The 1,531-nt window shown below is 28.9% G+C and carries 3 protein-coding genes; all 3 read left to right on the top strand.

Going from position 1 to position 1,531, the window contains the following annotated elements; all coding sequences use genetic code 11:
* The coding region (locus KGF50_RS21440) for a DUF1064 domain-containing protein (RefSeq protein ID WP_227849936.1) at positions 1-315 on the top strand (315 nt) is incomplete at its 5' end.
* Between the two features lie 98 nt (positions 316-413).
* Positions 414-920: a hypothetical protein gene (locus KGF50_RS21435; protein ID WP_227849935.1), complete on the top strand. Its 507-nt coding sequence runs from the start codon at positions 414-416 to the stop codon at positions 918-920.
* Positions 921-1,421: 501 nt separating this feature from the next.
* On the top strand, positions 1,422-1,531 hold a 110-nt coding region (locus tag KGF50_RS21430), incomplete at its 3' end, for a terminase small subunit (RefSeq protein ID WP_227849937.1).

The following is a 1,531-nucleotide window of genomic DNA, read 5'->3' as shown; positions in this document are numbered from 1 at the left end:
AAAGGAGAAATTAAAGATTTTGGACTACAACAGAAATTTGAATTGCAACCAAAATTTAAAAAGTTCGGAGTTTCTGAAAGAGCCATTACATATACAGTTGATTTTGCCATATATAAATGGAATGGAGAGGTTGAATATATAGATGTGAAGGGGTTCGGAACTCAACAAGGAGAGATAAAGAGAAAAATATTTGATTATAACTTTCCCGAAAAATTAACATGGGTTTCTAAAAGTAAAAAATATGGTGTAGATGGTTGGTTAGAGTATAAAGAATTGAATAAGAAAAAAAGAGAAGCAAAAAAGAATAAGAAGTAAAAAGAAAAAGGAGCATTACTTCACGCTCCTACTTGTCAAAAATATAAAACTTTTATATACAAATATTATTATAACATAATTGATAGGAGTGTGTGAGTATGTCTAAAACTAAAAAAGAGTTTTTTAATGCAACTAAGAAACAACTTTCTAATTATAAACAATTAAGTACAAATATAATAAAACTAAAAAATGAAATACAAATGCTGAAAGATAATTCAGTTGGTGATTTAATGAAAGGTATAAGCTATGATAGTGTCAAAACAGGTAAAACAAATAAAACTAGTAACATGATTGAGGATGCTATTGTTAATGTATCAGACTTAATAACAGAAAAAGAAATAGAGCTATATGAAGCGGAAATAATTAAATCCACAATAGATTTAGCTATAAGGAATTTAAAACCTATACACAGACAAATTATTGAACTTAAGTATATAGATGGTTTAATGTGGCAGGAAATAGTTGATATAGTACATTTAGAAGAAAGACAACTAAGTATAAGAGCTGGTCAAGCAATAAGTTCAATATCAATAGCATTATTTGGAAAGAAAGCATTAATAGAGCAAGAACCACTTTTTGAATTATTAGATTACAAACTAAATTAAAACTATAGCTACTTTTGAGTGCTGAAAATGTGCAGGTTTTTTTGTTTTAGACATGAGATAATAGTATTGTGGAAATAAAGAATTTCCCTCTCAAAACTAAATATTTATTAGGCTAGGGTTAAGGGATTACTCTAGCTTATATGAACAGACTAGGCAGGGCATGAGGATGCTGTTAGTTCAATTCTAACTATGTTCAATCCTTAAGTTTTTTTCTATTTCAATTAATCTACAGATACACTAAAAAAATATTAGATGAATTGAGATTAAAATCTCATACAATTTTGTATCTTAATTCAGAGTCTAAAAATCGAGTGGGGCTTGGTAACCTCACTCACCATGCAAGTGTTGGTACATTATTCTAGGTTCGATTCCTAGAACTTGCTAATATGTATCTCCCTAAAAAGACTAAGTTCGGGTAAGCTTAGTCTTTTATTTTTTTACAAAGAAGGAATATGAATTTAAATATAAATATGAGCATTTAAAACAAAGTGAGGTGGTGATGTGTCTAAATTAACTGAAAAACAAAAGAGATTTTGTGATTACTATATAAAGACTGGTAATGCTACAGAAGCAGCAATAAAAGCGGGGTATTCTGAAAAGACTGCCAAGGT

It is taken from the genome of Clostridioides sp. ZZV15-6598, assembly GCF_020657705.1.
GTDB lineage: Bacteria > Bacillota > Clostridia > Peptostreptococcales > Peptostreptococcaceae > Clostridioides > Clostridioides difficile_F.
Note: the sequence above shows the minus strand (reverse complement) of the source record. Positions and strands in the feature narration are given on the sequence as shown.

Bases quoted from the DNA above. Each gene is read 5' to 3' on its own strand.
- KGF50_RS21435 (WP_227849935.1), top strand. From the start codon at position 414: ATGTCTAAAACTAAAAAAGAGTTTTTTAATGCAACTAAGAAACAACTT.